Source organism: Streptomyces sp. NPDC087845 (assembly GCF_044742755.1).
In the GTDB taxonomy this organism is placed as follows: Bacteria; Actinomycetota; Actinomycetes; order Streptomycetales; family Streptomycetaceae; genus Streptomyces.
The window spans coordinates 509,815-532,704 of the sequence record NZ_JBIUVC010000005.1; the positions used below are offsets into that span (position 1 = coordinate 509,815).

The 22,890-nt window shown below is 72.6% G+C and carries 17 protein-coding genes and 2 pseudogenes; 4 read left to right on the forward strand and 15 right to left on the reverse strand.

What is annotated here, in order from left to right:
* Positions 1–170: 170 nt before the first annotated feature.
* The 4 genes from ald to ACIOMQ_RS16800 form a co-directional block, all read right to left on the reverse strand.
* Entirely contained in the window at positions 171–1,286 is a 1,116-nt protein-coding gene (gene ald, locus ACIOMQ_RS16785; protein ID WP_401270005.1) for an alanine dehydrogenase, read from the reverse strand.
* A 143-nt stretch (positions 1,287–1,429) separates the two neighbouring features.
* Positions 1,430–3,493, reverse strand: a complete 2,064-nt coding sequence (locus ACIOMQ_RS16790) for a tetratricopeptide repeat protein (protein ID WP_402189281.1) — start codon at positions 3,491–3,493, stop codon at positions 1,430–1,432.
* A 226-nt stretch (positions 3,494–3,719) separates the two neighbouring features.
* Positions 3,720–4,346 (reverse strand): NUDIX hydrolase, encoded by a 627-nt coding sequence (locus ACIOMQ_RS16795; RefSeq protein ID WP_362210399.1) that lies wholly within the window; start codon positions 4,344–4,346, stop codon positions 3,720–3,722.
* Positions 4,347–4,435: 89 nt separating this feature from the next.
* Positions 4,436–6,121, reverse strand: a complete 1,686-nt coding sequence (locus ACIOMQ_RS16800) for a CTP synthase (RefSeq protein ID WP_362210396.1) — start codon at positions 6,119–6,121, stop codon at positions 4,436–4,438.
* A gap of 439 nt (positions 6,122–6,560) precedes the next feature.
* Here ACIOMQ_RS16800 and ACIOMQ_RS16805 point away from each other — a divergent pair, with 439 nt between their 5' ends.
* Positions 6,561–8,363 (forward strand): glycoside hydrolase family 15 protein, encoded by a 1,803-nt coding sequence (locus ACIOMQ_RS16805; protein WP_362210467.1) that lies wholly within the window; start codon positions 6,561–6,563, stop codon positions 8,361–8,363.
* 227 nt (positions 8,364–8,590) lie between these two features.
* Here the strand turns inward: ACIOMQ_RS16805 and ACIOMQ_RS16810 are convergent, their stop codons facing one another.
* Positions 8,591–9,484 carry a sulfurtransferase gene (locus tag ACIOMQ_RS16810; protein ID WP_402189283.1) on the reverse strand — a complete coding sequence of 298 codons (894 nt, stop codon included), beginning with the start codon at positions 9,482–9,484 and terminating at the stop codon, positions 8,591–8,593.
* A gap of 296 nt (positions 9,485–9,780) precedes the next feature.
* Between ACIOMQ_RS16810 and ACIOMQ_RS16815 the strand changes: the two genes are divergently transcribed.
* Positions 9,781–11,406 (forward strand): PucR family transcriptional regulator, encoded by a 1,626-nt coding sequence (locus tag ACIOMQ_RS16815; RefSeq protein ID WP_402189285.1) that lies wholly within the window; start codon positions 9,781–9,783, stop codon positions 11,404–11,406.
* A 28-nt stretch (positions 11,407–11,434) separates the two neighbouring features.
* Here the strand turns inward: ACIOMQ_RS16815 and ACIOMQ_RS16820 are convergent, their stop codons facing one another.
* From ACIOMQ_RS16820 to ACIOMQ_RS16845, 6 genes are all read right to left on the reverse strand, one after another.
* Positions 11,435–12,532 carry a glycosyltransferase family 4 protein gene (locus tag ACIOMQ_RS16820; protein WP_401269899.1) on the reverse strand — a complete coding sequence of 366 codons (1,098 nt, stop codon included), beginning with the start codon at positions 12,530–12,532 and terminating at the stop codon, positions 11,435–11,437.
* Positions 12,533–12,716: 184 nt separating this feature from the next.
* Positions 12,717–13,481, reverse strand: a complete 765-nt coding sequence (locus ACIOMQ_RS16825; protein ID WP_362210384.1) for a hypothetical protein — start codon at positions 13,479–13,481, stop codon at positions 12,717–12,719.
* A 164-nt stretch (positions 13,482–13,645) separates the two neighbouring features.
* Complete coding sequence (gene recN / locus ACIOMQ_RS16830; protein ID WP_362210381.1) at positions 13,646–15,391, reverse strand: DNA repair protein RecN; 1,746 nt, start codon at positions 15,389–15,391, stop codon at positions 13,646–13,648.
* Positions 15,392–15,499: 108 nt separating this feature from the next.
* Positions 15,500–16,405, reverse strand: coding sequence for an NAD kinase (locus ACIOMQ_RS16835; protein WP_389804956.1), 906 nt, complete (start codon positions 16,403–16,405; stop codon positions 15,500–15,502).
* Positions 16,402–17,217, reverse strand: a complete 816-nt coding sequence (locus ACIOMQ_RS16840) for a TlyA family RNA methyltransferase (RefSeq protein WP_362210375.1) — start codon at positions 17,215–17,217, stop codon at positions 16,402–16,404. The genes ACIOMQ_RS16835 and ACIOMQ_RS16840 overlap by 4 nt, the downstream gene beginning before the upstream one ends.
* Positions 17,218–17,224: 7 nt before the next feature.
* Positions 17,225–17,587 carry a hypothetical protein gene (locus ACIOMQ_RS16845; protein WP_362210372.1) on the reverse strand — a complete coding sequence of 121 codons (363 nt, stop codon included), beginning with the start codon at positions 17,585–17,587 and terminating at the stop codon, positions 17,225–17,227.
* A 43-nt stretch (positions 17,588–17,630) separates the two neighbouring features.
* On the opposite strand from ACIOMQ_RS16845, the gene ACIOMQ_RS16850 reads away from it, so the two are divergent.
* A complete protein-coding gene (locus ACIOMQ_RS16850; protein WP_362210369.1) occupies positions 17,631–17,978 on the forward strand; it encodes an SCP2 sterol-binding domain-containing protein in 348 nt (115 codons plus the stop codon).
* A gap of 119 nt (positions 17,979–18,097) precedes the next feature.
* On the opposite strand, the pseudogene ACIOMQ_RS16855 reads toward ACIOMQ_RS16850, so the two are convergent.
* Positions 18,098–18,939: pseudogene (locus ACIOMQ_RS16855) on the reverse strand (ABC transporter ATP-binding protein).
* A 215-nt stretch (positions 18,940–19,154) separates the two neighbouring features.
* On the reverse strand, positions 19,155–20,183 hold the full coding sequence (locus ACIOMQ_RS16860) for an HAD hydrolase-like protein (RefSeq protein WP_362210366.1): 1,029 nt from the start codon (positions 20,181–20,183) through the stop codon (positions 19,155–19,157).
* Positions 20,184–20,254: 71 nt separating this feature from the next.
* Here ACIOMQ_RS16860 and ACIOMQ_RS16865 point away from each other — a divergent pair, with 71 nt between their 5' ends.
* On the forward strand, positions 20,255–21,532 hold the full coding sequence (locus ACIOMQ_RS16865) for a DUF1015 family protein (protein ID WP_402189288.1): 1,278 nt from the start codon (positions 20,255–20,257) through the stop codon (positions 21,530–21,532).
* 62 nt (positions 21,533–21,594) lie between these two features.
* Here ACIOMQ_RS16865 and ACIOMQ_RS16870 read toward each other — a convergent pair whose 3' ends face one another.
* Positions 21,595–22,302, reverse strand: a complete 708-nt coding sequence (locus tag ACIOMQ_RS16870; protein WP_362210360.1) for a tetratricopeptide repeat protein — start codon at positions 22,300–22,302, stop codon at positions 21,595–21,597.
* Positions 22,302–22,890: pseudogene (locus ACIOMQ_RS16875) on the reverse strand (hypothetical protein); the annotation flags it as partial. The gene ACIOMQ_RS16870 and the pseudogene ACIOMQ_RS16875, both read right to left, overlap by 1 nt.

Sequence of the window (22,890 nt, forward strand, 5' to 3'; positions counted from 1 at the left end):
AAGGGCACGCAGCCACCGGGGCACACTTTTAACAGGTGCACGAATCGGTTAAAGGGCTACGTTCGAGACGAGTTGGACGGCGACCCCGCAGGGACCCGACACGAGTCCGGCCGGACCTTGCTCGGCAAGGTCCGGCCGGACTCGTCAGGTTGACGGGAAGTGTTGACCCGTCAGCCGAGAAGCGAGCTGAGCTCGACGTGCTCCAGGCCGTGCGCCTCGGCCACCTCGCGGTAAACGACCTGCCCGTCATGGGTGTTGAGACCCTTGGCGAGCGCGGCGTCGCGGCGCAGCGCCTCGGCCCAGCCGCGGTTGGCGAGCTCCACGATGTACGGCAGCGTGGCGTTGGTGAGGGCGTACGTGGAGGTGTTCGGCACCGCGCCCGGCATGTTCGCGACGCAGTAGAAGACCGAGTTGTGGACCATGAAGGTCGGCTCGGCGTGCGTCGTCGGGTGGGAGTCCTCGAAGCAGCCGCCCTGGTCGATCGCAATGTCGACAAGTACACTTCCAGGCTTCATCTTGGCGACGAGCTCGTTGGTGACCAGCTTCGGAGCCTTGGCGCCCGGGATGAGCACGGCACCGACGACGAGGTCGGCCTCGATGACGGCCTTCTCCAGCTCGAAGGCGTTGGAGACGACCGTCTGCACCTTGGTGCCGAAGATCTTGTCGGCCTCGCGCAGCTTGTTGATGTCCTTGTCGAGCAGCGTGACGTGGAAGCCGAGGCCGACGGCGATCTGCGTGGCGTTCCAGCCGGAGACACCGCCGCCGATGACGACGGCCTTGCCGGCCGCCGTGCCCGGGACGCCGCCCGGCAGCACGCCGCGGCCACCGGCCGAGCGCATCAGGTGGTAGGCGCCGACCTGCGGGGCCAGCCGGCCCGCGACCTCGGACATCGGGGCGAGCAGCGGCAGCGCCCGGTTCGCGGTCTCGACCGTCTCGTACGCGATGGCCGTGGTGCCCGACTCCAGCAGCGCGTCCGTGCACTCACGGGAGGCGGCGAGGTGCAGGTAGGTGAAGAGCGTCTGGTCCTTGCGCAGGCGGTGGTACTCCTCGGCGACCGGCTCCTTGACCTTGAGCAGCAGGTCGGCGGTGGCCCAGACCTCGTCGGCGGTGGGAAGGATCTGCGCCCCGGCGGCGACGTACTCCTCGTCCGTGATGGAGGAGCCGGCCCCGGCGTTCTCCTCGACGACGACCTGGTGGCCGTGACGGACGAGCTCGTTCACACCGGCGGGCGTGATCGCCACGCGGAACTCGTTGTTCTTGACTTCGCGGGGGATGCCGACCTTCACGTCGATCACGGTCCTTGGCTCTGAGGGTTATCCGGACATAGCTACAGATACCCGGATAGACACTGCGTAAATGGAGACACCGCGAACGTACGCGGTAGAGCCAGTCTAATGAAGGGCTTCGCGCTGTCTAGCCTTACAAAGCATTAATTTTCAGTCACCACGCTACGGATTTCGCAGGCTGAGCCCTCTTCGCCCAGCAATCTGTCGGCCAGACCCCGGTGCAGCCGGGCCGCAGCCGGGTCGCCGAGCCGGTCGAGCGTGTCGGCCAGCCGCAGCTCCAGCGCCGCCTGCAGCCGCACGTCCCCGGCCCTCCTGGCCCACGTAACGGCCTCCTGGCAGGTGTGCAACGACTCGCGCGGCCGTCCCGCGTACTCCTGCACCCGCGCCGCCTCGCTCAGCGCCCGCGCCTGTGCCGGCACGTCGCCGAGCCTGCGGTACCCGGCCGCGGCGGCCCGCCAGTTCCGCAGCGCCTCGCCGTACCGCCCGGCGTAGGTGTGGACGGCGCCGAGCCGCCCGTACAGCCTCGCCTCGTCGGCCCGCTCGCCCTGGGTGAGCCGCTGCGCCAGCGCCCGGCCGTACCAGTCGGAGGCCCGCTGGAAGTCCCCCAGCTCGGCGTATGCGCCGCCTACGGATTCCATCGCGCGGCCGATGGCGTACGGGTCCTTCGCCGCCCGCCCGGCGTCCAGCGCGGACCGGTAGCGGGTCAGCGCCTCCCGCGTACGGCCGGTCCTCGCGTCGAGGTCGGCGAGGTTGAGCAGCGCGGCGGCCCGCTCGCGCGGCAGGTCGCGCCGCTCGGCGACGGCCAGCACCAGACCGTGCAGTCCGTACAGCTCGGGCGCGGCGGCCTCGGTGCCCTGGTGCACGGCCAGCGCCCGCACCAGCGAGGCGACCAACCGCCTTGCCAGCGTGTCCAGTTCACCGTCCTCGACGGCGATCCCGGCCGAAGCCAGCAGGGCGGGCCGACGGGTCCGCAGCCACTCGGCGGCCGCGTCGGGGCCGGGGAAGCGCAGCGAGCGCGGCAGCCCGGCGAGCTTGCGGCGGGCCGCGGAGCCCTCGGGGTCGGTGACCGCCCGGCAGGACTGCAGCAGGCGTACGGTCCGCTCCAGCATCCGGGCCCTGGCGAGCTGGATCTCGGCCGGCCGGTCCTTGGCCTCCAGCAGCGCCCGCAGCAGCGGGGCGAGGCAGCCGGGCACCTCGTACTGCGGTTGCTCCGCCCCATCGCTCCGCAGCAGCCCCAGGGCCACGAAGTCGTCGAGGGTCGTCTGGGCGGCGGAGACGGAGCAGCCGGCCAGCGCGGAGGCCGTGTGGGCGTCGGCCAGCCCGGCGGGGGCGAGGGCGAGCAGGCGCAGTATCCGTGCGGCGGTCGACGGCAGGGAGTCATGGACCAGCCGGAAGGCGCGGGCCAGCGGGCGGGCGCCGGTGGACTGCTCCGTGTCGTCCGGCAGCTCGCGCAGCTGTTTGGCGGCATCGGCGACGGACGCCATGGGATGGGCGGCGAGCCAGCCGCCGACCATCACCAGGGCGGCCGGCAGCCCACCGCACTCCTCGGTGAGGGCCTCCGCGGTCCGCGGGTCGACGGTGATCCTGACCTGGCCGATGAGGCGGGCGAGCAGCCGGACGGCGGAGGCCGGGTCCAGGCCGCCGATGGTGCAGGGGCGCACGCCGGGGATCCCGGTCAGAGGGCCCTCGGAGGTGGCGACGACCAGGCAGTCGGGGTTGTCCGGCAGCAGCGGGTCGACCTGTTCCGCGTCCACGGCGTCGTCGAGGAGGAGCAGGGCGCCGCGCCCGGCGAGCGCCTCGCGGACCATCTCGGAGAGTTCGTCCCCGTCGGCGCCGGGCGGCCCCGTCACGCCCAGCTGGTCGAGCAGCTCCCGGGCGGTGCGTTCGGTGGGGACCGGTGCGCCGCCGGGGTCGGTGAGCCTGGCCCGGAGCAGACCGTCCGGGTGGTCACCGGTGGAGAGCAGCCGGCGGGCGAGCTCACCGGAGAGTGCGGTGCGTCCGGAGCCGGGGCGTCCGGCGATCAGCAGGACCCGGGCGCGGGCGGCCTTGCGACCGGCCAGGGTGTCCAGTCCGGCCCGCTCGATGTCGGCCCGCAGCGCTTTCAACTCACGTTCGCGGCCGAAGAATTGGGGTGGTGCGGCGCCGGAGGGCTCCTCGGTTCCCGCCGCCTTGGCCGGGCCGCTGGTGTCCACCGCCTGATCCGTCACGGGCCACGCTCCACTTCGCTGCACGCGTTGCCCGCCGGGACTCCGGTCAGGGCATTCCGAGCGTAGTTCAGGCGTGTGGACGAATTCCGTGGAGCGGGGCGCAGAGGTCCCCCGATCGGATCAGCATCTTTTCCGATCGGAGGGCCTCGGTGACCCGTTCAGCGGCCTCCGGGGGCCGCCGAACGGCGAACGGTCCTCACGGACCGCCGGGCCGTGACAGGAAGCGTCAGACCTCGAACGGGCGGGCCGGCCACGGCGCCTCGGCCGGCCGCAGCGAATCGATCCCGTCGCCGGCGAGCACCGTCGCGAGCGAAAGGACGCCCACCACAAGGCAGTTGTTGTGCAGATCCCCGGCCAGCACCCCCCGCACCAGCTCCTGGAGCGGCACCCGGGCCAGCTCCATGTCGGCCTCCTCCTCGGAGACCGCGAAGCGCTCCCCGTCGGCCTCGGAGAGATGCCTGGCCAGGAAGATCCGTACGGCCTCGTCGCAGCCGCCCGGCGTGGTGTAGACGTCGGTCAGCACCCGCCAGTCCTCGGCCTTGGCGTGCGCCTCCTCGTAGAGCTCGCGCTGGGCCGCGTGCAGCGGGTTCTCACCGGGGACGTCGAGCAGTCCGGCAGGGATCTCCCAGAGCTTGTGGCGCACCGGGTGGCGGTACTGCCGCAGCACGAGGACCCGGTTCTCCTCGTCGAGCGCGAGCACGGCGACCGAGCCCGGGTGGACCTGGTAGTCGCGGCGTACGACCGTGCCGTCGGGCATCACCACTTCATCGGTGCGGACGCTGGTCTTGTTGCCGGTGAAGGGCGTCTCGGTCGCGGTGACCTGCCACTCCTCGGGCGTGTCCTGGAAACCCATCTACGTCCTCCCACACGAAACAGAAACCGGGGCACGCATCCTCAGTGGATCCGTACCCCGGTCAACGTTAATGCCTGTGTACCGCCGGACTACTTGCCCGACTCGGTGCCCTGCCCGGCACCGGCCCCGGCACCCGTCTTGCGCGCGACGGCCGCCTTCACGAGGCCCGCGAAGAGCGGGTGCGGGCGGGTCGGGCGGGAGCGGAGCTCCGGGTGCGCCTGGGTGGCGACCAGGTAGGGGTGGATCTCGCGCGGGTACTCGACGTACTCGACGAGCTTGTTGTCCGGGGAGGTGCCGGAGAAGACCAGACCGGCCTTCTTCTCCAGCTCGGCGCGGTAGGTGTTGTTGACCTCGTAGCGGTGGCGGTGGCGCTCCTCCACGTACGGCTGGCCGTCGTACGCCTCACGGACCAGCGAGCCCTCGGCGAGCTTCGCCGGGTACAGGCCGAGCCGCATCGTGCCGCCCAGGTCGCCCGCGCCCTCGACGTACGCGAGCTGCTCCTCCATCGTCGAGATGACGGGGTGCGCGGTGGCGGCGTCGAACTCGGTGGAGTTGGCGTCGGGGATCTCGGCCAGGTTGCGCGCGGCCTCGATCACGATGCACTGGAGGCCGAGGCAGAGGCCGAGCAGCGGCACCTTGTTCTCGCGGGCGTACTGGATGGCGCCGATCTTGCCGTTGACACCGCGGTCGCCGAAGCCGCCGGGGACGCAGATCGCGTCGACGTCGGAGAGCTGCTTGGCGGCGCCGGCCGAGGTCTTGCAGTCGTCGGACGCGACCCACTTGACCTTGACCCTGGCCTTGTTGGCGAAGCCGCCGGCCCGGATGGCCTCGGTGACCGAGAGGTAGGCGTCGGGCAGGTCGATGTACTTGCCGACGAGCGCGACGACGACCTCGTGGTCGGGGTTGTGGACGCGGTCCAGCAGGTCGTCCCACGTGGTCCAGTCGACGTCGCGGAACGGCAGGTCGAGCTTGCGCACGACGTAGGCGTCCAGGCCCTCGGTGTGCAGCACCTTGGGGATGTCGTAGATCGACTTGGCGTCCACGCAGGCCACCACGGCGGCCTCGTCGACGTCGCACATCAGCGAGATCTTGCGCTTGATGGCGGTCGGCACGTCGCGGTCGGCGCGCAGCACGATGGCGTCGGGCTGGATGCCGATGTTGCGCAGCGCGGCGACGGAGTGCTGGGTCGGCTTGGTCTTGAGCTCGCCGGACGGGCCGATGTACGGCAGCAGCGAGATGTGCACGACGAACACGTTGTCCCGGCCCACCTCGTGGCGGACCTGGCGGACGGTCTCCAGGAACGGCAGCGACTCGATGTCACCGACCGTGCCGCCGACCTCGGTGATGACGACATCGACGTCGTCGGTGGCCATGCGGCGGATGCGGTGCTTGATCTCGTTGGTGATGTGCGGGATGACCTGCACGGTGTCACCGAGGTACTCGCCGCGCCGCTCCTTGGCGATCACCTGCGAGTAGACCTGGCCGGTGGTGACGTTGGCGGATCCGTCGAGGTCGACGTCGAGGAAGCGCTCGTAGTGGCCGATGTCCAGGTCGGTCTCGGCGCCGTCGTTGGTGACGAACACCTCACCGTGCTGGAAGGGGTTCATCGTGCCCGGGTCGACGTTCAGGTACGGGTCGAGCTTCTGCATGGTGACCCGGAGGCCGCGCGCCTTGAGCAGGGCACCGAGGCTGGAGGCAGTCAGACCCTTGCCGAGGGATGAGGCGACACCCCCGGTGACGAAGATGTGCTTGGTCGTCGTGGATGTGGGCTGCATAGCCAAAGGGGGCTCCCGTGGTCGCGATCGTGAGGTGCGTACCGGCGTTGCCGTCCGGAGACTCCGGAGGTGCCGTCGCTGCGGTTCGGGGGCCTCGTCTGCTGTTGCGAACGACCACCGGTCCACGGGCTACCAGGGTATCAGCGACAAAGAGGGCCTGCTTCCGGCCACACGCCGCACGGACTTTTGGCCACACGCTGCACAGTCGCGACACATGATCGCCGCAGGTCCCTCACACCGCACCCGTTCGGCTCAGGCGCATCGACGAGCGTTGATGAGACCGTCGCGCAGATCATTCCGGTGCGTCGTATCCTGCACGGACACTCGCTCCGGGCGAGGTACCGAGTTCGCGGGCTCACCCACAACAACGCCTTGCGACAACCTCTTGACCCGCAGTAATGCCCTACGGGGCGACATGGCCGTTCGACTGGAGATGCACGTGGCCGGGCGCATCGAGGATTACGCACTCATCGGAGACATGCAGACCGCCGCCCTGGTCTGCCGGGACGGCACAGTGGACTGGCTGTGCCTTCCCCGCTTCGATTCGCATGCCGTTTTCGCGGGACTTCTGGGTACCGAGGAGCACGGCTTCTGGCGCCTGGGACCGGCGCGGGAGGACGGGGAGGAACCGCAGTCCGCGGACCGCCGCCGCTACCGCGGGGACTCCCTCGTCCTGGAATCGGAATGGGATACACCACGCGGAACGGTCAGAGTGACCGATTTCATGCCACCGCGTGACGGTGCCCCGCAGGTGATCCGGATCGTGGAGGGGATCAGCGGCCGGGTGCCGATGCGCTCCGAGCTGCGGATGCGGTTCAGCTACGGGCGGGTGACGCCGTGGGTGCACAAGGTCGACGGCCGTACGGTCGCGGTCGCGGGCCCGGACTCCGTCTGGTTGGACACCCCCGCCGACACCTATGGCGAGAACCTGACGACGTACTCCGACTTCACGGTCGCGCCGGGTGACCGGATCGCGTTCACGATCAGCTGGCAGCCCTCGCACCACGAGCCGCCGGCCCTGCCGGACCCGGAGGGTTCGCTGGACGCCACCGCGGACTTCTGGCGTGAATGGGTCGAGCAGTGCACGTACCACGGGCCCTACCGCGAGGCCGTGGTCCGCTCCCTGATCACCCTCAAGGCCCTGACGTACGCGCCGACCGGCGGGATCGTCGCCGCGCCCACCACCTCCCTGCCCGAGGACATCGGCGGCTCCCGGAACTGGGACTACCGCTACACCTGGCTGCGCGACGCCGCGATCACCCTCTCCTCCCTGCTGCGCACCGGCTACCGCGAGGAGGCCCGCGCCTGGCGCGAGTGGCTGCTGCGGGCGGTCGCCGGCGACCCGGAGAACCTGCAGATCATGTACGGCATCGCGGGCGAGCGCGAGCTCGGCGAGGCGGAGCTGGACTGGCTGCCCGGATACGAGAACTCCGGCCCGGTCCGGGTCGGCAACGGCGCCGCGGGCCAGCTCCAGCTGGACGTGTACGGCGAGGTCATCGAGGCACTGCACCTCGCCCACATGACGGGCCTGACCCGCAACGACTACGCGACGGGCCTCCAGCTCAAGCTGATCGAGTACCTGGAGAAGCACTGGGACGAGCCGGACGAGGGCATCTGGGAGGTGCGCGGCCCGCGCCGCCACTTCGTCCACTCGAAGGTGATGGCCTGGGTCGCCGTGGACCGCACCATCAAGCTGATCGAGTCCGGTGACGCGGAAGGGCCGCTGGAGCGCCTTCACGAGCTGCGCGACGACATCCACCGCGACGTCTGCGACCGGGGCTACGACAAGGAACGCAACACCTTCACCCAGTCCTACGGATCGACGGAGCTGGACGCCTCCCTCCTCCTGATCCCCCAGATGGGATTCCTGCCGCCCGACGACAAGCGCGTGATCGGCACGATCGAGGCGATCCAGCGCGAACTGTCCACGGAGGACGGCTTCATACTGCGCTACCCCACCAAGGGCGAGGACGCGGGCGTCGACGGACTGGAGGGCGACGAGGGCGCGTTCCTGGCCTGCTCCTTCTGGCTGGCCGACGACCTGGCGATGATCGGCCGGGTCGACGAGGCACGCCAGCTCTTCGAGCGGCTGCTGTCCCTGCGCAACGATCTGGGCCTGCTCGCGGAGGAGTGGGATCCCCGGCTGCAGCGCCAGGTGGGGAACTTCCCCCAGGCGTTCAGCCATGTGCCGCTGATCGACACGGCACTGCGCCTGACGGCGAGCGGGGCATACGTCGGCTGACCCCGGCGACCGGGGGAGGGGCGGGGACCGCGTGTACGGCGGCCCCCGCCCCTCCCCGTTTCCCTGTCCGGACAGGTGGCCCGCCTTCTCCGTTCTCCGTCCGTCCGGGACAGCCGGGCGCCGGCACTGGCGGGGCGGCGGGCAGCCCCGGGACGGCGGGCAGCCACGGGGTGGTCGCGCACCGGAGGCGGTCGCGCACCGGAGGCGGTCGCGCACGGACCGCGGCGTCAGCGCCGCGGTCCGCCGCTCTCCGCTCCGGTCACGACGGGCAGCTCCGAGGGCAGCCCCCATTCGCTCCAGGAACCGTCGTACACGGCCAGTTCGCGGTATCCCGCGAGCGCGGCCCCCAGCGTCAGGACGCAGGCGGTGACGCCCGATCCGCAGCTGAAGAACAGCCGCTCCCGCTCCCCCGCGAGGGCGGCGAACGCGGCGCGCAGCTCGTGCGCCGGGCGCATCCGGCCGTCGCGCTGGAGCTCGCCGAAGGGCAGATTGAGCGCCCCCGGCATATGGCCGGCGCGCAGCCCCGGTCGCGGCTCGGCGACCGCGCCGGAGAACCTCTCCCTCGACCGGGCGTCGAGAACGGCCGCGCGGGGATCGGCCAGGGCCGCGACCACCTCACCGCTGCCGACGATCAGCCCCGCACGCGGCCGGGCGGTGAAGTCGCCATGTGCCGCGTCGGGCGCGGGACGGCCGCTCTCCAGCGGCAGCCCGGCGTCGGCCCAGGCGGGCAGGCCGCCGTCGAGCACCGCGGCCCGGTCGAAGCCCATCGCGCGCAGCATCCACCAGGCACGCGCGCTGGAGTAGATGCCCACGCGGTCGTAGACGACGACGGTGTCGGCGTCGTGGAGCCCGAGGGCGCGCAGCTCGCCGGTGAACCGGTCGGCGTCGGGCATCGTGTGGGGCAGCGGCCCCGAGTGGTCGGACAGCGCCCCGTCGATGTCGAAGGGTCGCGCTCCGGGAATCCGCTGATCCGAGCCCCGGTGCGCGCCCACGGAGGCGTCGAGGACCACCAGGCCGGGCGAACCGAGCCGCGCCGCGAGCCAGTCGGTCCCGACCAGAGGGCCGGGAAGCGGGCCTGGAAGGTCCTCCCGGTCCGCGCTCGCCGCTACGTCGTCGCCCACGTCTGCTCCAGGTCGGTGTCCGGGCCCGGTCGGGGTCCGGGGAGGAGTGCCGCTCCGCCCTCGTGCCCGGACCGTGCGGCGGTCACAAGATCGCAGCGGCCCTCGACCCGTGTCAACAGCGGTCCGATGCCCCCGGCAGGTCGACAGCGGCTGTTCGCCGCCGCGGCCCCGGCCGCGGACTCCTCCGACGGCTCCCCGACGACGCCTCCCGCGCCCCGGGCCGGTACCTTCCTGAATCAGGGCTTAATCAGGGCGGCTGCCCGCCCGACCCAAGTGGAAACGCGAGGCCAGAGCCAGTGGAGACCCAAGGCGGAATCACCGTGCAGCGGGCCCTTGAGCTGCCCGGGCTGCGCAGCGGGCTCCCGGAGGTGGTGACCGGCGCGGACCGGCTGAACCGTACGGTGCGCTGGGTGCACGCCGGCGAGGTCCCGAACATCGCCTCGCTGCTCAAAGGCGGCGAGCTGCTGCTCACCACCGGTCTGGGGCTCGGTACCCGCCCCGCCGAGCAGCGTGCCTTCGTCCGCAGGCTCGCCGACCGCCAGATCGCCGCCCTGGTGGTGGAGCTCGGACCGCGCTTCAGCAGGCTGCCCGCATCGATCGTGGACGCCGCCCGCGCGGCCGGTCTGCCGCTGGTGCAGTTGCACCGCGAGGTGCCGTTCGTGACGGTGACCGAGGAGATCCACACCGAGATCGTCAACGGTCACTACGCGCTGCTGCGGCAGGCCGAGGACGTCCACCGGCGGTGCACGGAGGCGCTGCTCGGCGGTGGTGGGGTTCCCCAGGTGCTGGGCATCCTCGCGGATTTCGCGGCCAATCCGGTCTTCCTGGAGACGGCGGACGGCCAGCTGCTGTATGCCGCGGGGCCCGCCTCCGGCCCGGTCTCCGCCGACCCGCTCCAGGTGTGGGAGGGGATGCGTGGCGACCGGGCGGCCCGCGAGTCGCCGCCCGCCGGTTCGGTGCTGGTGGATGTGCCGGGCGGCGGCCCGGGGACCGGTTCGGTGCGGGCCAGGCTGGTGCTGCTGGCCGTGTCCGGGCCGCTGGTGACCGTGCACCGGATGGCGGCGGAGCGCGCGGCCGGGATTCTCGCCGTCGTACTGATGCAGGCCCGCCAGGAGGAGGAGCTCGCGGCGCGCGGCCGGGGCGACTTCCTGACCGATCTCGCGGAGGGCCGGATCACGCCGGAGGACGCGCCCGCGCAAGCCCGCGTACTGGGCTTCAAGCCGGGTGGGATGCCGCTGCTGCCGGTCGTGATGCGGCTGGCCCCCGAGTTGTCCGTGTCGGGGAACTGGGCGCTGCTGGCGCGCGCGGTGCTGGAGGAGCTCTCCTCGGTGGGTGTGCCGGTGCTGCTCGGTGTGCGGCCCGTGGAGGGCCGGGTTCCGGTGCTGCTGGGGCTGCGGTCCGAGACGGAGCGCACGGCGGTCGCGGACCGGGTCGCGGCGGCGCTGCGCGCCGGTGTGGAGCGGGCCGGTCTGGAGCGTGCCGGATCGCACCCGCCGGTCGTGGTGGTGGGCGTGGCGGGCAGCTGGGCGGCGGCCGGGGCGGGGCTGCGGCACGCCGCGGAGACGGCGACGGCCGCGCACGGCCTCGACGACCGGCCCTGGTACGACGCCCGGCGCCTGGACATCGATCTGCTGCTGTGGCGGCTGCGGGACCATCCGGACCTGGCGGCGTTCGTGGACCGGGCGATCGGTCCGCTGCGCGATCACGACCGCACCTCGCGCCCTCCGCTGCTGCCGACGCTGGAGACGTATCTCGCCCACGCGGGCCGCAAGGCGGAGACGGCGCGCGAACTGCATCTGAACCGCCAGACGTTGTACAACCGGCTGGCTCGCATCGGCGAGCTGCTCGGCACCGACCTGGACGACCCCCAGGCCGTCCTGGCCCTGAGCCTGGCCCTGCGGGCCCGACGTCACACGTCGTAGCTCCGGACCCGCCCGACCGACAGCCCGTTCACCGCGTCCGGGATGCCGCCAACGGCTGTGTCAACTCGTCGTAGACGCTGAGCACTTGGGCGATCGTGTCGTCCTCCGTCGGCCAGCTCGCGGCCTGTGCGCGCCCCGCGGCCACCAGCTCCGCACGCCGCTCCGGATCGCCGAGCAGTCTGACCACCGCCCGCGCGAGCGCCTCCGCGTTCCCGTACGGTACGAGTTCCGCCGCGTCCCCCACGAGGTCGGGCACTCCTCCGACCGCGGTGGCGACCAGCGGAACGCCGAGCCGCAGCGCCTCCTGGGCCAGCACCGAGCGCGCCTCCCACCGGCTGGACAGCACGGCCAGGTCGGCGACGGCGAGGAGTTCCGCGATGTCGTCGCGGCCGCCGGCGATCCGCACGGGCAGCTCCTCGTCCCTGATCCGGCGCTGCAGAGCTGCCCGCTCCCGTCCCTCCCCCGCGATGATCAGCAGCGGTGCCGGGTCGAGTCCGCGCCATACCCGTGCGGCGTCGAGCAGCATGCCGTATCCGTGATGCGGCACGAGACTCCCGTACGACACGATCAACGACCGCCCCACCGCACCGAGTTCGGCACGCGCCTTGTCCTGGTGGACCGGGGCGGGCGGGTGCGCCACCGGCGCGGAGACCGGCGAGAGCCGGGCATCGCGCGCGCCTCGGTGCCGCGCCCGGTCGACCAGCTCCGAGGTCGTACCGAGCACAACCGCCGCTGCCCGGGCGGCCCTTCGCTCCATCAGGTGGACCAGCCGGCCGCGGGCGCCTTCGGCATGGGCGCGGGCGTGCCAGGTGACGACCAGCGGAACCCGCCTGCCGCCGAGCGCGAGAGCGGCGCGCACGGCGGCGTGCAGACCGTGCGCGTGAACCACGTCCGCCGTCAGGCAGGCGGTGCGCAGCGCGGCGACGGCCGCGGGATCGCTGCGCCGCGGTACGGGGGTGAACCGGGCGCCCGTACCGGAGAAGTCGTAGGCGTGGTCCAGTTCGGCCGGGGCACAGACGGTGACATGCACGCCTCTCGCCACCAGCCCCGCGGCCAGCGAGCCGACGTGGGCGCTGCTGCCCGCGCTGCCGCCGCCCAGGACTTGGACCGTACGCAGCTGTGACACGTTGAATGGCTCCCGGGGGTCCCGAGTCGGGGTGATGGCACCGCCAAGGATGCCAGTCCGTACGCACGTTCCGGCACAGTCCGGCCACTGCTCCGGCGCGGACCGCAGCAACCGGCCATCGCACACCACTCGCACGGGTGATGAGACGGCGCGATGTTGCCGCGTACGTGCGCCCCGCTTCCCGTCAGCGTTCCGACAGCCGCCGGGCGAAATGGCTGATCCGGTCCCCGTACACCGTCGCCGCGACGAGCCCCGCCGCGTGGGCGGCGAGCCCGGTCCGGCCGCGGCCCGCGACGACGGCGACACCGACCGCGGCGCCCAGGGCGTGGGCCCCGGTGTCCCCGATCATGGTGCGCTGCCCCAGGTCGTCGGCGACGAGGGCTGCCACGGCCCCCATCGGTGCGGCGGCGAGCGCGCCGGCCGGCAGGCCCGCGGCCCCGAGGGCGAACACGGTGGCGGCGGCCGCGGCGGGCCGTACATCCGTCAGATTGACGAGGTGCGCGGCCCCCGCGATCACCACCCCGGCGAGGATCCGGTCGACGGGCCGCTCCTTGAGCAGCGCACCGGCCACGAGCCCGGCGGCCCCGATCCCGAACAGCTTCACCGCGCCGCTGGTCACCTCACCGCCCCGCAGCGCCCCCAGATGGGCACGGAACCCGCGGCGCGGGCCGTCCGCTCCGACGAGGTCGTCGTAGGCGCCGCAGCCGCCCGCCGCGAGAACGGCCAGGGCGGCGGCGTACCTGGTGCGGGCCGGCAGGGGGAGGACGGCCGCGCCGGCCGCCGCGCCGAGGGCGACGGCCGGTCCCGCGTACAGATCGACGGTGCGACCCGCGTAGTTGGTGCGCTGCCAGCGCCCGCGCGGCCGGGTCCGCAGTGCCCGGTACACACCCCCCGCGACGGCGGCGGCGACGGCACCGGACACGGCGGCCCTGCTGAATGCTGCTCCCATGCGGGCCAGGCTACGCACCGGTCCGCCCGGCCCGTCCGGCGGCCGTTCCGCCCGCAGACCACCGGGCGGGCCCGAACAGCCGGACCCACCCACCGGTCGAGCACACCCACCGGCCGGGCCCACCCGCGATCGAGCATGCGCCCGGGGCGGCCGCTCGGCGCCCGCTACCCGTCCGCCCGCGCCGCGGCCAGCAGCTCCTCCGCATGGGCCCGTGCCGTCTGCGAGTCCTCCTGGCCCGCGAGCATCCGGGACAGCTCCCGTACCCGGTCCTCGCCCTCCAGGACCGTGACCCCGCTGCTGGTCACCGCCCCGTCGACCGTCTTCTCGACCAGCAGCTGCCGGTCGGCGAAGGCCGCCACCTGGGGCAGGTGCGTCACGACGACGACCTGTGCGGACCTGGCCAGCTTCGCGAGCCGCCGGCCGACCTCGACGGCGGCCTTGCCGCCGACCCCCGCGTCGACCTCGTCGAAGAGGTACGTGGGTACGGGATCGGAGCCGGCGAAGACCACCTCGACGGCGAGCATCACCCGGGACAGCTCGCCGCCCGACGCTCCCTTGGCGATCGGCCGCGGCTGCGCGCCGGGGTGCGGGGCGAGCAGCAGCTCGACCTCGTCGGCGCCGGACGGCCCGTAGACCACGCTCCGCCCGCCGATCTCGATGCCGGACTCCTCGTCGGCCGCCTCGGTCTGCCGGATGTCGAACGAGACCCGGGCATGCGGCATGGCCAGGGAGGCCAGCTCCGCGGTCACCGCCCCGGCGAAGCGCTCCGCCGCCCCCGTACGCGCGTCGGTCAGCGCCTGCCCGAGACCGGAGAGCTCGGCGCGCAGCGCGTCGCGCTCCGCCGTCAGCTCGCCGATGCGGTCGTCGTCGCCCTCCAGCTCGGTGAGCCGGGCGGCCCCTTCCTCGGCCCAGGCGAGCACGGCGGTGATGTCCTCGCCGTACTTGCGGGTGAGTCCGGTGAGGGCGGCGCGCCGCTCCTCCACCGCGGCGAGCCGCAGGGGATCGGCGTCCAGCTGGTCGGCGTACCCGGCCAGTTCGCCCGCCACGTCGGCGAGCAGGATCGAGATCTCGCCGATCCGGTCGGCGAGCGCGGCCAGCGCCGGATCGTGGGCGCGTACGGCGTCCAGGGACCGCCCGGCGGCCGCGACCACGGTCGTCGCGTCGACGCCCTCCGGGTCCTCCGGGTTGCCCGCGAGCGCGGTGTGCGCGAGGGCCGCCGCGGAGGCGAGCGCTTCGGCATGGCCGAGCCGCTCGGCCTCGGCGGCCAGGTCGGCGTCCTCGCCCGCCAGTGGTTCGACCGCGGCGATCTCGCCCAGCCCGAAGCGCAGCAGGTCCGCTTCCTGGGCGCGTTCACGGGCGCGTGTCGTCAGCTCGTCGAGCTCCGTGACGACGGCCCGCAGCCGCCGGTAGGCCACCGCGTACTTCGTGTGCGGCACGGCGACACCGTCGCCCGCGTACCGGTCGAGTGCCTGCCGCTGCCGCGCGGGCTTGAGCAACCCCTGCTGGTCGGTCTGGCCGTGCACGGCGACGAGTTCGTCGGCGAGCTCGGCGAGCACCCCCACCGGCACGGATCTGCCGCCGAGGTGCGCCCGGGAGCGCCCCTCCGCGGAGACGGTCCGGCTGATCAGCAGCGCGCCGTCGTCGAATTCGGCCCCGGCCTCCTCGGCCCGCAGGGCCACGGCGTCGCCCTCCGCCACCGTGATCCGGCCCTCGACGACCGCGGCCTTGGCCCCGATCCGTACCAGGGCGGGATCGGCACGCCCGCCGAGCAGCAGCCCCAGGCTGGTGACGACCATGGTCTTGCCCGCGCCGGTCTCGCCCGTCACCGCGGTGAAACCGGGCGACAGCTCGACCACCGCGTCGTCGATGACCCCGAGCGACCGTATCCGCATCTCCTCCAACACGGACATGACCTTACGAGGTCCGGGCCCCGATGTGCGACGGACCCCGCCCCCCGGGGTTCACTCTCCCGTGTGCTCCTGAAGCACGCGCACCGCGTCCGGGACCATGTCCGCCGGTCAGTGCGGCGCGCCCCGCCACCCCGAGACGGGCAGTGCGAACTTCGCCACCAGCCGGTCCGTGAACGAGGCGTGGTGCAGCCGCGCGAGGCGTACGGGCACCGCACCGCGCCGCACCTCGACCCGCGCGCCCGCGGGCAGCTCCACGGTCCTGCGCCCGTCGCACCACAGCACTCCGTGCGGGGTGTGCTGCTGGACCTCGACGGCGAGCACCGAGGTGGGCGAGGTCACCAGCGGCTTGGCGAACAGCGCGTGGGCGCTGATCGGCACCATCAGCAGCGCCTCGACCTCGGGCCAGACGACGGGGCCGCCCGCCGAGAAGGCGTAGGCGGTCGATCCGGTCGGGGTCGCGCAGACGATCCCGTCGCAGCCGAACCCGGTCACCGGCCGGCCGTCGATCTCCAGGACGACCTCCAGCATCCGCTCGGGCGACACCTTCTGCACGGCCGCTTCGTTGAGCGCCCAGTCGGTGTGGACGACGCCGCCGTTGCTGCGCACGACGACATCCAGGGTCATGCGCTCCTCGACCTGGTACGCCCGGGTGACGACCCGGTCGACGACCTTGTCCAGGTCGTCGCGCTCGGCCTCGGCGAGGAAGCCGACCCGGCCGAGGTTGACGCCGAGCATCGGCACCCCGGAGGCCCGGGAGAGCTCGGCGCCGCGCAGCAGCGTCCCGTCCCCGCCGAGCACGACCAGCAGCTCACAGCCGTCCACGGCCGCCGACGAGGTGTCCGTGACCGTCTCGACGGACGGCGGCAGCGGCAGATCGGCCGCCTCGGTGGCCAGTACGCGTACCCCGAGGCCACTGCGCAGCAGTCCCTGGACGACCAGCTCGGCACTGCGGATGGCGGCCGGACGGCCGGTGTGCGCCAAAAGAAAGACAGTTCGTGCCGCATTCGTCGTCAACGAGGCCCCTCCGCCACTGCACGGTCGACATCCGCGGGATCCAGCTCAGGTGCTCCGGCCCGCAGCCAGAGAAAGTACTCGACATTTCCCGAGGGCCCCGGCAGCGGGCTCGCCGTCACCCCCCGCACTCCGAGGCCCAGCGCCCAGGCCCGGCGCGCCACCTCCCGTACCGCTTCGGCCCGCAGTTCGGGGCTGCGCACCACACCGCCGCTGCCGAGCCGTTCCTTGCCCACCTCGAACTGCGGCTTGACCATGAGGACCAGGTCCGCGTCCGGGGCCGCGCAGCGCGCCAGGGCGGGCAGGACGAGACCCAGCGGGATGAACGACAGATCGCCGACCACCAGGTCGACCGGCTCGCCGTCGATGGCCTCCAGAGTCAACTCCCTTACGTTGGTACGGTCCTTGACGGTGACGCGCTCATCGGACTGGAGGGACCAGGCGAGCTGCCCGTAGCCGACGTCGACGGCGACGACATGGCCGGCTCCGGCCCGCAGCAGTACGTCGGTGAAGCCGCCGGTCGAGGCCCCGGCGTCCAGTGCCCGCCGCCCCTCGACCGTCAGTCCGAGGGGTACGAAGGCAGCGAGGGCGCCCGCGAGTTTGTGCCCGCCGCGCGAGACGTACTCGGGGTCGCTGTCGTCCTTGATCACGACGACCGCGGCGCTGGTCTCGACCTGGGTGGCGGGTTTGGTCGCGGTGTTGCCGCCGACGGTCACCCGCCCTGCGGCGATCAACTGGCTCGCGTGCTCTCGCGAGCGGGCGAGCTTACGGCGTACCAGCTCGGCGTCGAGGCGGCGTCGTGCCACTCCTGCCACGTTCGGTTCAGCTCCTGTTGTCGTACGAGGGCATCGGTGCGGGTACCGGTGCGGGGGCGGGGGCGGGCCTGGCATCCAGCGCGGTCAGCGCGTCGCGCAGCCCGCCGTGTACATCCTCGTACACCTCGATGTGCCCGTCCGCCGGGAGGTGGTCCGCATCGGCGAGACGCTCCAGCCGCGCGTCGACCTCGGCGTTGCCGGTGGGGGTGCGTCCGATGCCGAGGGGCGCGGGTGCGGGTGGGGGCGCGGCGGCCAGGGCCGCACCCTCGCCGGACGGGTCTTCCGCGGACGGGGTCTGCGCCCTCGCCGCGGGCGCCGCTCCGGGCACTGTTCCGGCCGCCGTCCCGGGCCCCGGCATCGAGTCGCTCATGCGGGAAACGCTACCGCGAAGGGCTGCGGTACCGTCGATCACGATGGCGACCATGGCGGAGTGCCGCAGCGCACTCGACGAACTTTCCGGCAACCTCGCGGGGGCCGACGGCGACGTGCGCAGCGCCGCCGCACTCGACCGCTCCCTCAGCTGCCACATCAGGGATCTCGACATCACCTTCACCGGCCGGCTGGCCAATGGCCGGATCCGGGTCCTGGACACGGTCGAGGGCCCGCCCCGGGAGAAGGCCGAGATCCGGCTCGCGATGACCGGAGACGACCTGGTGGCGATGGTGAACGGCGAGCTGAACTTCGCCAAGGCGTGGGGTTCCGGCCGGGTCCGGCTGGAGGCCGGCTTCCGCGATCTGCTGAGACTCCGGACGCTGCTGTAGCCGCGGGACGGGCCTCCTCCCGGCTGTCCTGAACCGAGCCGGCACCCAGCTGAACCGCCCCGGCCCGCCTCGCCCGTCCGTCCGGTGACCGGGGGCAGCCCGGAGGCGGGGCGGCGCGATCAGCCCCTGGCGGAGGCCCCGGCGGACGCCTTGCCCTGCACATCCACTCCGCCGCTCCGCGGCCGGCGCGCGGCCGGCACCACCAGCGGCGTCCCGGTCTCCGGATCGTCGACGACCTGGCAGCGCAGCCCGAAGACCCGCTCCACCAGCTCCGCGGTGACGACCTCGCCCGGCGCCCCCTCGGCGATCACCTCGCCCTCCCGCACCGCGACGAGGTGCGTGGCATACCGCGCGGCGTGGTTCAGATCGTGCAGAACGGCCACCAGCGTGCGCCCCTGCGTCTCGTGCAGCTCGGCACAGAGGTCGAGGACATCGATCTGGTGCTGGATGTCGAGGTACGTCGTGGGCTCGTCGAGCAGCAGCAGCGGCGTCTGCTGGGCGAGCGCCATGGCGATCCAGACCCGCTGCCGCTGCCCGCCGGACAATTCATCGACATAACGACTGGCGAGCGCACCGACTCCGGTGGCCGCCATCGATTCCTCGACAATGCGCTCGTCGTCCGGCGGCCACTGACGCAGCAGCCCCTGGTGCGGGTACCGGCCGCGCCCGACGAGGTCGGCGACCGTGATGCCGTCCGGTGCGATGGAGGACTGCGGCAGCAGCCCCAGCGTCCTGGCGACCTTCTTCGCAGGCATCCCGTGGATCGTCCGGCCGTCCAGGAGCACCCGCCCGCTGTTCGGCTCAGCATCCGTGCGAGCGCGCGCAAGAGGGTCGACTTGCCGCAGGCGTTGGGGCCGACGATCACCGTGAACGAGTTGTCGGGAATCTCGACCGAGAGATTCTCCGCGATGACCCGCTGGTCGTAGCCGAGGGTCACCGAGTCCGCGGTGAGGCGCTGCATGCTCGTACTCCCGGAGTCGGAGGTGATCGGGTGCGAGGGCCGTCCTTCACCACGATCGGCGGGCGGAGCCGGTCCCGGTCACCCGCGACCGGGCCATCCGGACGGCGGCACCCCGCACAGAACAAAATTAGGTAAGCCTACCCTCTCTTGAATTCTTCTTTACGGGCCGGGCTCACCGGGAGCCGCCCACCCCGCAGCCAAGTCCGGCGACCGCCCTACAGCCCCAGCCTGGCGACCGCCTTCCCGCTGTCCAGCCCGCACGAGCCGTCTCCGGCGTACGACCACGCCGCCCCGCAGAGCGCTCGCAGCCCGTCGAGCGCGTCCCCGTCCCCTTCCAGCACCAGGCCGTCACCGCGCGCCGACGCCGTCCAGCCGCCACAGCCGAATGCGTCGCCCGTCCGCGTCACCTCGGGCTGCCCGGTCAGCAGTCCCCGCAGATCGGCGTCCACATACGTCGGCCGGTGCTTCGGCTCGGCGGCCACCAACTGCGCCGCGTCCGTCACCCCGGTGAGCACCAGCAGGGAGTCCACACCGCCGTTGAACGCCCCCTCGATGTCCGTGTCCAGGCGGTCCCCCACCACGAGTGGGCGTACGGCCCCGGTCCGCAGCACCGTCTCCCGGTGCATCGGCGGCAACGGCTTCCCGGCGACCTGCGGCTCGGCCCCGGTCGCGATCCGCACGACCTCCACCGCCGCACCGTTTCCCGGCGCGATCCCCCGGGCGCTGGGAATCGTCAGATCCGTGTTCGACGCGAACCACGGCACCCCCCGAGCGATCGCGTACGCCGCCTCGGCGAACCGCCCCCACGCCATATCGGGCCCGCCGTACCCCTGCGCCACCGCGACCGGCTCGTCGTCCGCCGATTCCACCGGCACCAGGCCGCGCTCGCGCAGCGCGACGCGCAGTCCCTCGCCGCCCACCACCAGCACCCGCGCCCCGACGGGCAGCTGATCAGCCATCAGCCGGGCCACCGCCTGCGCCGAGGTGATCACGTCGGCGGCCTCGGCCGGGACACCTAGTTCGGTCAGATGCTCGGCCACCGCGGCCGGGGTCCGCAGGGCGTTGTTGGTCACGTACGCCAGGTGCATTCCGCCGTCCCGAGCCGCCCCCAACGAGTCGACGGCGTGGACGATCGCGTGGCCGCCCGCGTACACCACCCCGTCGAGATCGAGCAGCGCCGTGTCGTACGCCTTGTTCAAAGCGGTGCTGCTGCCGCCCGGCCTGGTCCTGCTCGCCTGACTCATTCTTTGCGCTCCTCATCCCATGCTTCTGTCCCGATCATCGCGCATCGCGCCCGCGCACATACGATGCAGAAATGAACACATCAGGTCCGGCCGGTCGGGGACTGCGTCTGATCCCGTTCCGTGGGCTGCGGTACGTCCCCGAGCGGGTCGGCAGTCTCGCCGCGGTGACCTCACCGCCGTACGACGTCGTGGTGCGCCCCGACGGGCTGCACCACCTGGAATCAGCGGATCCGCACAACATCGTCCGGCTGATCCTGCCGCAGGCCGACACCGCCGCGGCCCGCCACGCGCAGGCCGCGGAGACCTTGAACCGCTGGCTGGCCGAGGGTGTCCTCGCCCCCGATTCGGAGCCCGCGCTTTACGTCTACGAGCAGCGCGACGCCGAGATCCTGCAACGCGGCATCGTCGGCGCGCTGGCACTCTCCGCCCCCGCCGACGGCATAGTCCTCCCGCACGAGGACGTGATGGCCCATGTCGTCGAGGACCGGGCCGACCTGATGCGCACCACGGCCGCCCACCTCGAACCGCTGCTGCTCACCTACCGAAGCGACGGCGACGCCACGGGCGCGACCGCCGTCATCGAGCGGACCGTCGATCGCCCGCCGCTGCTCGCCACCACCACCGAGGACGGCTACAGCCACCGCCTCTGGGCGGTCACCGACGCCGCCGAGCGGGCCGAGATCGAGACCGATCTCGCCCACCACCAGGCCCTGATCGCCGACGGCCACCACCGCTGGGCCACCTACCTCCGCCTCCAGCAGGAGCACACCGCGCCCGGCCCCTGGGACTTCGGCCTGGTCCTCCTCGTCGACACGCGCCGCTACCCGCTCCGGGTCCGCGCCATCCACCGGCTGCTGCACCGCCTCCCCGTCGACGACGCTCTCGCCACACTGAACGGCCTCTTCCGCATCCGCGACATCAAGAGCCCGCTCCCCGAAGCCATGGCGTCACTCGCCGAGGCGGCCGCCGAAGGCAACGCGTTCCTGCTCGCGGGCGACGGCGACTTCCACCTCATCGACCGTCCCGACGCCGGACTTCTGCACCGTACGATTCCGGCCGACCGTCCGACCGCCTGGCAGACCCTCGACGCGACGGTCCTGCACGCTGCTCTGCTCGACCACGTCTGGCAGATCCCCGACGCCCCGGATCACATCGCGTACATCCACGACGCCGCGGCCGCCGTCGAACAGGCCGAACGCCACAACGCCACGGCGGTCCTGATGCATCCGGTACGCGAGGAAGTCGTCCGGGACCTCGCCCGGCAGGGCGTCACCATGCCCCGCAAGTCGACCTCCTTCGGCCCCAAGCCGGCCACCGGCCTGGTCCTGCGGAGCCTCACCCTCGACTGACGCGCCCGACAACGAGAAAGAGGGCGGCGCCCCGGAAGGGGTGCCGCCCTCTTTCTCATGCCTCACGCCTCGGACGGACCGTCCTCGCCCGTGCGCTCGTCGCCATCCGCGACGTCGTCCCTGCTCTCGTCCTCGTCCTCGTTCTCGTCCTCACCGAGGGCGTCGACGAACTCGACACCGTCCAGCTCGGCGAGACGGTCCGAGGAATCGGTGGCGCCGTCCTTGTCGGCCTCCAGCGCCTTCCCGAACCACTCACGCGCCTCGTCTTCACGCCCCGCCGCCAGCAGCGCGTCCGCGTAGGCGTAACGCAGCCGCGCAGTCCACGGGTGCACGGCGTTGGAGGCGAGCTCGGAGCTCTGCAGCGTGACGATGGCGGCGTCGATCTGCCCCATGTCCCTGCGGGCTCCCGCAGCCACCAGACGCATCTCGACCTGGCCGGCCTTGTCCAGCTTCTGCACCTCGGGCTCGCCGGCCATCGCCATCGCCCGCTCGGGCCGCCCGAGTCCACGCTCGCAGTCCGCCATGACGGGCCACAGCTCCACCGACCCGGTCATCCGCTTCGCCGCCCGGAACTCCGCCAGCGCCTCCGAGTACTTCTGCGTCGCATACGCGGCGAACCCGGCTGCCTCACGCACGGCAGCGACCCGCGAGGCCAGCCGCAGGGCGATCCGCGAGTACGCGTACGCCTGCTCGGGGTCCTCGTCGATCAGCCGCGCCACCATGACGAGGTTCCTGGCGACGTCCTCGGCCAGGGTCTTCGGCAGGCTCATCAGCTCCTGCCGCACATCCTTGTCGATCTCGTCACCGGTGACGTCGTCAGGAATCGGAAGGCGCTTGATGGGCTCACGGTCCCGGTCGTCGCGCCGCTCGTACCCACCACGTTCGTCACGCCCTCGGTAACCGCCCCGGCCACCACGGTCGTCACGCTGCCCGCGGAAACCCCCGCCGCGGCTGTCGTCGCGGCGGAATCCGCCGCTTCGGTTGTCGTCGTCGCGGCGCGGTCCACGCGGCCGGTCGTCCCGACGCTCGAACCCGCCACCGGGACGCCCGCCCCGGTCGTCATCACGACGCGGCCCCCGGTACCCACCACGCTCATCATCCCGACGCGGCCCACGGTCACGATCCCGGTCATCCCGACGGAACCCACCACCAGAACCACCACCGCGGCTGTCATCACGACGGAACCCACCACCGGAGCCACCGCCACGATTGTCATCGCGACGATCGTCCCGACGGAACCCACCACCAGAACCACCACCGCGACTGTCATCACGACGGAACCCACCACCGGAGCCACCGCCACGATTGTCGTCGCGGCGGAATCCGCCGCTTCGGTTGTCGTCGTCGCGGCGCGGTCC